Source organism: Longimicrobiaceae bacterium, from assembly GCA_035696245.1.
Classification (GTDB): domain Bacteria; phylum Gemmatimonadota; class Gemmatimonadetes; order Longimicrobiales; family Longimicrobiaceae; genus DASRQW01.
This window is the reverse complement of sequence record DASRQW010000213.1, coordinates 1-6,533: the sequence shown is the minus strand read 5'-3', so window position 1 is coordinate 6,533 and position 6,533 is coordinate 1. Positions and strand designations below refer to the sequence as shown.

Below are 6,533 nucleotides of genomic sequence, written 5' to 3'. Positions count from 1 at the left end.
CGGGCGCGGGGGAGCGGGTGCGCGGACGACCTGGAGCGCGCGGTCCAGAGCGGAATCGCCGCCGCCCTGGTACGCGGCGATGCTGGGAGGCACGTACACGTCCGGCGCGATGCCGACGCCCTCGAATGGCTTGCCGCCGGGGAAGTACGCGCGCCGGCCGCTCACCCGCGCCGTCATCCCGTCGCCGAAGTCCATGATGTAGGGCTGGCCGGTGGAGCCGAACGTGGTGTCGCCCACCACCGTGGCGCGCCCCGTCTGCTGGAGCGGCATCACGAAGTCCTCGCACGCCGAGCCGCATCCGATGTTGGCGAGGATGACCAGGCGGCCGCGGTAGACCTGCCGCGGGCTGAGGGTGCCGCCCGGGCGGTACGGCTGCGGCTTCCGCTCGCCGTTGGGGCCGATCTCGTCGGTCTTGGGCAGGTGGCGCATGGGGCCGGATCCCAGCGCGCTGTACTCCCACCACCACGGCAGCGGGCGGTCCGCGAGCTGGCGCATGAGCGTCTCGGGCGTGCTGCCGCCGCCGTTGCCGCGCACGTCGATCACCAGCGCCGGGGCATCGTGGTACTCGTGCAGCACCTCCAGCGCGCGATTCTGGTACTTGTCCTCGCCGAAGCTGGGGATCTGCATGTACGCGACGCTGTCCGGCACCAGCCACCGGTGCGGCACCACGTCCGCCGTCGAGGCTGTAGCCGTCGCCGCGGGCGGCGTGGAGGGCGCGGAAGGCTCGCCGCGCGTGACCTCCACCTGGCGCCCATCTGCCAAGGTGAGCGTGAAGCGCTGGGGGAAGAGGTACGAGCGGTTGCGGAAGAGGTGACGCGCCATGCGGTCGCTGGAGGCGGGGATGAACCGCTTCTCGCGCTGGTAGAAGGCCTCCATCGGCTCGCCGTCGACGGCGCCCACCACGTCGCCGACCTTCAGGCCCGGGCGGTCGCTGTAGATGATCGCCCACCGCCCGTCCATCCACCGCACCGCGAACCCGAGCGGCGCGCCGAAGCGGTCCCACAGCCACCGGTCGTTGAAGTCCGTGTGGCCGTTGTGCAGGCGTGCCATGAACTCCAGCGTCGCCAGGTCGAAGTCGCGCCGGCCACGCGTGGCGAGCGCTTTCTCGCGGTAGGCGGCGTAGACGGCCGGGTAGTCCGTTAGGTCCGGCGCGCCCGCCAGGTGCGCGAAGTAGCGGCGGATGCCGCGGTCCAGCTCCGCGGCGATCTGCTGCCGCTTAGCGAGCGGCACGGTGTCGTCGCTCGTCTGCGCGGCCGCGGGGCGCCACCCGCCGACGAACAGCAACACCCCGAGCGACAGGGCACGAACGAGCCGGCGAGGTGAGATCATCGGCGGGAAGCGGAGAGGGAGGTGGGATCGGGAGATGCGGTGCGGTGGATCGCCACTCGAACAGCGGGAGCGAGGCGGCCAGGTGCTCCGGATCAGCAGATGGATCGCGGGGATGCCGAGCTTTGCGCTACGGCGTGCGTCAGTGTGGATGCGCGGCCGTGCGCGTCTCCGCGGACGTGCGGAAGGGAATGATGCGGCAGATGACCGCGCGCCGACGGCGCGTCAGTCGCTGGTGACGACCACGCTGTGGACGATCTTGCCCTTGCGGACCACCGCGTAGCCGGTGTGCTTGCCCAGCTTCTTCCAGGTGTTCGACGGGTTCGCGAAGGCCCACACCTCGTCGCCCTCCACGGCCTCGCGCTTCACCTTCTGCCACGCCATGCGGATGCGCAGCGCCGCCATGTCCGGCAGGCTGCGGTGCTGGGACGTGGGCGCGTTCTCGGTGCGCTGGGTGAGCCACTCCATCGGGATCTTCATCGAAAGCGCACGGTGTCGTTGGTTTGAGCGCCCGGCGGGGGCGGGAAGCGGCGCCGGACGGGAGATGAGCGGCGGCTGGATCGCTGCGCAGCTGCACCGAAGGGAGGCGTCGTCATCGATGCAGGCGGATGCGGCGCACGTTCCGCGCGATCCCTACCCTGGATACGGCTCGGCGGGTCCCGTTGCGGGGGCGGAGCGGTACGCGCGTCCCACGCCGTCCACCTCCTCGCCGTCGCGGACGATGCGGCCGCACGCGCCTTCGATCTCCGGGCCGCCCGCGTTCAGGTAGATGCGCCACACGTCGCCCTCCGCGAGCCGCTCGATGCCCGCGGCGGAGATGCGCCACGGAGCTCCGGCATCGCCTCCGCCCGCTGACCACCTCACCCACCGCACATCTTCCAGCCGCATCTCCACGCGCGGAGCGCTATCTCCCGCGGCGGTCGAATGGGTGGACGCGCGGTCATCCCGGCGGAACGTCATCGCGAACGTGCGGGCGGAAAGGTGCGCCGAGTGGTGCTCCAAGGTCGCGCCGTGCAGCGCGTCGCACATCTCCCGAAAGCCTGCCATCCCCCCGCCTTCACTTCAGTTGCTCGCAACGTCCGGCGCTGCCGCCGCGCATCTCCCCGAAGCTTAGGCCCGCGCCGCGCCGGAGGCAATCGAGTGCCGCCCCGCCCCAGGCCATCGGGCGGGCGGTGGGGACCGGAAGTTGCGAAAGCGACAGTATTTAGAATGCAGGCACACTCACCGGCCGGACCAACCATGGCAGAGCAGCGAGAAGCGGTATCGAACTTCCGGCGCATCCTGGGGGGCGGTGAGGGCGTCCGTGCGGCGCTCTGCTACCTGAACGCGCAGAGCCTGCACCGGTTCACGGCCGTGTTTCGCTTCGAGGGCGGCACGCTGCGCAACCTGCACCTCATCGACCGCGACGATCCGGCGGTGGAGCGGTCTGCAGACCAGCCCGTGCTGGACTCGTACTGCATGTTCGTGCGCCAGACGGCCGAGCGTTTCACCACCGAGAACAGCGTGCGCGACCCGCGGGTGGCCGGGCATCCCAAGCAGAACGTGGTGCGCTCGTACTGCGGCGTCCCGCTCATGGAAGAGGACGCCACGCTCTTCGGCACCATCTGCCACTTCGACTACGAGCCCATCCCGTTCGGCGAAGACGAGGTGTACCTGCTGGAGACCATCGCCCCGCTGCTCATCCGCGCCGTCCACGCGACCGAGTGGTCGCCCGCGCAGGAGCCGGCGGCGTAGGCGGCTTCGCTAACTGGAAGCAAGCTTATCTACCGACGCGACGAGATCTGCGAGAAGGAACTTCGTGATTTCCGATGACATGTTGGTCTCGCTGAATTCCAGATAGGACATCGGCGGATATATGCTGGGTGGAAGACCTGGAAATTTCGCCCTGAATGCGATAGAAGTGGGGTGAAATCGCACGGAAACGCTCGGGGCGAATACATCCGGGCGCAACCGGGTTGATAAGCTCGCAAGAACGCTTTTCCGGAGACGCCCTTCATGATTCATATGAAGAGCTGTTAACAGTCTCTCGGCCGCCCAGCGCACAACGTTTTCACTGAGCAGCCGTGGATCATCAAACGTTTGACTATGGGCGCCATCTCGTGACGATGCCGTAATCTTCGCTGCAGGCGGAGAGGCAAAAATGCCATTCAGATGAGTTATGCGTTCTGCTACTGCGCGGAATACCAGCAGAATTTTCGGCAATACACGAAGTTGCATTTCCTTCGTCCACTCATCATCAACATCGAGTGAGGGATCGGCTCGAGTTTGAAGAGTGCGGGTAAGCAGGTTCAACCGTTTATCGAAGTCGGCGAGTTCGTCAATCGACTCCCCGCGCGCGGCTTTCAGAGACATCCGAAGCGAATCGATCAATGATTCCGCGACGAATACGACGAAATCCTCTTCCTCACCGACATCTGCCTTCTCCAAAGCCAGGAAGTATTCGGCCTTCTTTTCCAGCTTGAACACGACAGGTGGATAACCCGCCCGCATCAAAATCAAGTTCAGGAGAATGCGCGCCAGCCGGCCGTTGCCGTCGTCGAACGGATGGATGGCGACGAATTGGTGATGGAACAAGGCGGCGAGTAAGACCGGGTGGACGTCCGGATTGTCGCGGTTCTCCCGAAACCAGCGGATGAGATTGGCCATCCGCGCAGGCGTATCTACCGGTTCGGCGAAGTAGTGGGTCTGGCCGGTGCGGGTGACGACGTGGTTGGCCGCGGTCTTGTACTGCCCGATTTCGATTCTGCGCGAAGTGGGCAGTCCCTCGGGACTCTCGGCAGGCATGGAGTACGGCTCCACGAGAAGCACCTTGTGCATCTCGCGGATCATCGACTCCGTCAGCTCTTCGCGATCATGGACCACGTCCAAGAGCACGTCGATCACACGGTCATGCCCCTGGATGTCCAGGTAGTCCTTGAACGGCTTGCCCTTCGCGGTCAGGCCGTGGAGCAGGAAGGCGCGCGTCTCACCGAACGTGAGCGAGTTCCCCTCGATCGCGTTCGAGTGGTAGTTCCACTCCAGGCGAAACTTGTCCATCACGCGCTTCTGCTGCGCGGCATCCAGCGGGCGCAGCGCATCCAGCTCCGCGCGGAGCCGGTCCACTTCCGCAAGCGCGTCGCGAAGCTCCATTCGTCTGCTCCGAGGTGTGCTACCAGCTTTTCGCACGGTGCGAAAATCTTCTTCCAGATTATACCACGCCGCCGAACGGCACCACAACGACGGGCACACCTGAGTTGAATCTCCCCTGTCCCCTCCGCCGGTACACGTCGTGCAAAACGGCGCGGGCTTCGGCGGGTGCGGCGGGGGGCTGCATCGGCGCGCGGGGCACAGAGTTGCGCGGGAGCGAAGACCATGGAGGAGCGCGATCCAAAGCAGGCGGAGAAGCCGGACACGCACGAGCCGGAGCAGTCGCCGCCGGGTGTGGAGACGGAGATGCGGGAGAAGCCCGACCACGGCGAGGAGAGCTACCGCGGCTGCGGCAAGCTGGAGGGGCTGGCCGCCATCGTAACGGGCGGCGACAGCGGCATCGGGCGGGCGGTGGCGATCGCGTTCGCGCGCGAGGGGGCCGACGTGGCGATCGGCTACGAGAGCGAGAAGGAAGATGAGGACGCGGCGGAGACGAAGCGCTGGGTGGAGAAGGCCGGCCGCCGCTGCATCACCCACCGCTTCGACGTGCGCGAGCCGGAGCAGTGCCGCGGGCTGGTGCGCGCCGCGACGGAGGCGTTCGGGCGGCTGGACGTGCTCGTGAACAACGCGGCGTACCAAATGGAGACGGAAGGGATCGAGGAGATCACGCCGGAGCAGCTGGACCGGACGTTCCGCACCAACATCTTCGGCTACATCTACATGGTGCAGGCCGCGCTGCCGCACCTCAAGGCGGGCGCGGCCATCATCAACACCGGCTCGGTCACGGCGCTGGAGGGCAACCCTGGGCTGATCGACTACGCGTCCACGAAGGGCGCCATCCACACTTTCACCAAGTCGCTCGCCAATGGGCTGGCGGACCGCGGCATCCGCGTGAACTGCGTGGCGCCGGGCCCGGTGTGGACGCCGCTCATTCCAGCCACCCTGTCGCCCGAGCACGTAGAGAAGTTCGGGCAGGACTCGGTGTGGAAGCGGCCCGCGCAGCCGGTGGAGATCGCCACGTCGTACGTCTTCCTGGCCAGCGCGGACGCGCGCTACTACACGGGCGAGGTGCTGGCGCCCACGGGCAAGGGCACCAGCCGATGAAGGCTGCCGGGCTCCGCATCGGCTACCACTGCTCGCACGAGCAGTACGCGCCGGGCGAGCTGCTGCGGCTGGTGAAGCGGGCGGACGCGGCGGGCTTCGCGTCGGCCATGTGCAGCGACCACTTCCACCCGTGGAGCGAGGCGCAGGGCCACAGTGGCTTCGCGTGGTCGTGGCTGGGCGCGGCGCTGGCGTCCACCTCGCTGCCGTTCGGCGTGGTGACGGTGCCGGGGGGATGGCGCTACAGCCCGGCCATCATCGCGCAGGCGGCGGCGACGCTGGCGGAGATGTTCCCCGGCCGCTTCTGGATCGCGCCGGGCAGCGGCGAGGCGCTGAACGAGCACATCACGGGCGAACGCTGGCCGTGCAAGCCCGAGCGCAACGCCCGGCTGCGCGAAGGCGTGGACATCATCCGCGCGCTGTGGGCGGGTGAGACGGTGACGCACCACGGCCTCGTCACGGTCGAAGAGGCGAAGCTGTACACGCTGCCGCCGGAGCCGCCGATGATCGTGGGCGCGGCGCTCAGCCCGGAGACGGCGGAGTGGATGGGCGGCTGGGCGGACGGGCTCATCACCGTGGTGGGCGAGCGCGAGTCGATGCAGCAGATCGTGGACGCTTTCCGGCGCGGAGGCGGGGAGGGGAAGCCGATCCATCTCCAGGCGCAGCTCAGCTTCGCGAAGACGAAGGAAGATGCGCTGCGGGGCGCGTGGGAGCAGTGGAAGTCGGTGCAGTTCCCCAGCCCCGTGCTGGCGGACCTGCGCATGCCGGCGCTGTTCGACGCGGCGGGCGAGTACGTGCGGCCGGAGGACATCGCGAAGAAGGTGCGCATCTCCGACAGCGTGGACGAGCATCTGGAGTGGCTGGCGGGCGACGCGGAGATGGGGTTCGCGGAGATCGACCTGCACAACATCCACCGTGGCGAGCAGGAGCGGTTCATCGACGTCTTCGGCGAGCGCGTGGTCCCGGAGCTGATGCGTGGC

Annotated in this window: 7 protein-coding genes; 3 read left to right on the top strand and 4 right to left on the bottom strand. The window is 67.7% G+C overall.

Going from position 1 to position 6,533, the window contains the following annotated elements:
• The 3 genes from VFE05_09915 to VFE05_09905 form a co-directional block, all read right to left on the bottom strand.
• Positions 1-1,287 (bottom strand): S41 family peptidase (locus VFE05_09915; protein ID HET6230370.1); only part of this gene is annotated, 1,287 nt, incomplete at its 3' end.
• Between the two features lie 264 nt (positions 1,288-1,551).
• Positions 1,552-1,806, bottom strand: coding sequence for a hypothetical protein (locus VFE05_09910; GenBank protein ID HET6230369.1), 255 nt, complete (start codon positions 1,804-1,806; stop codon positions 1,552-1,554).
• 153 nt (positions 1,807-1,959) lie between these two features.
• Positions 1,960-2,373, bottom strand: coding sequence for a hypothetical protein (locus VFE05_09905; protein ID HET6230368.1), 414 nt, complete (start codon positions 2,371-2,373; stop codon positions 1,960-1,962).
• 192 nt (positions 2,374-2,565) lie between these two features.
• Here VFE05_09905 and VFE05_09900 point away from each other — a divergent pair, with 192 nt between their 5' ends.
• Positions 2,566-3,060, top strand: coding sequence for a GAF domain-containing protein (locus tag VFE05_09900; protein ID HET6230367.1), 495 nt, complete (start codon positions 2,566-2,568; stop codon positions 3,058-3,060).
• Positions 3,061-3,069: 9 nt separating this feature from the next.
• Here the strand turns inward: VFE05_09900 and VFE05_09895 are convergent, their stop codons facing one another.
• Complete coding sequence (locus VFE05_09895; GenBank protein HET6230366.1) at positions 3,070-4,455, bottom strand: Fic family protein; 1,386 nt, start codon at positions 4,453-4,455, stop codon at positions 3,070-3,072.
• A gap of 222 nt (positions 4,456-4,677) precedes the next feature.
• Between VFE05_09895 and VFE05_09890 the strand changes: the two genes are divergently transcribed.
• Both VFE05_09890 and VFE05_09885 read left to right on the top strand, forming a co-directional pair.
• Positions 4,678-5,556 carry an SDR family oxidoreductase gene (locus tag VFE05_09890; protein HET6230365.1) on the top strand — a complete coding sequence of 293 codons (879 nt, stop codon included), beginning with the start codon at positions 4,678-4,680 and terminating at the stop codon, positions 5,554-5,556.
• Positions 5,553-6,533, top strand: a 981-nt coding sequence (locus VFE05_09885) for a TIGR03885 family FMN-dependent LLM class oxidoreductase (GenBank protein HET6230364.1), incomplete at its 3' end; no start/stop codon positions are given. The genes VFE05_09890 and VFE05_09885, both read left to right, overlap by 4 nt.

Excerpts from the sequence above, each read along its gene's own strand:
- VFE05_09910 (HET6230369.1), bottom strand. The coding sequence starts at position 1,806 with ATGAAGATCCCGATGGAGTGGCTCACCCAGCGCACCGAGAACGCGCCC.
- VFE05_09890 (HET6230365.1), top strand. The coding sequence starts at position 4,678 with ATGGAGGAGCGCGATCCAAAGCAGGCGGAGAAGCCGGACACGCACGAG.
- VFE05_09905 (HET6230368.1), bottom strand. The coding sequence starts at position 2,373 with ATGGCAGGCTTTCGGGAGATGTGCGACGCGCTGCACGGCGCGACCTTG.
- VFE05_09900 (HET6230367.1), top strand. The coding sequence starts at position 2,566 with ATGGCAGAGCAGCGAGAAGCGGTATCGAACTTCCGGCGCATCCTGGGG.
- VFE05_09895 (HET6230366.1), bottom strand. The coding sequence starts at position 4,455 with ATGGAGCTTCGCGACGCGCTTGCGGAAGTGGACCGGCTCCGCGCGGAG.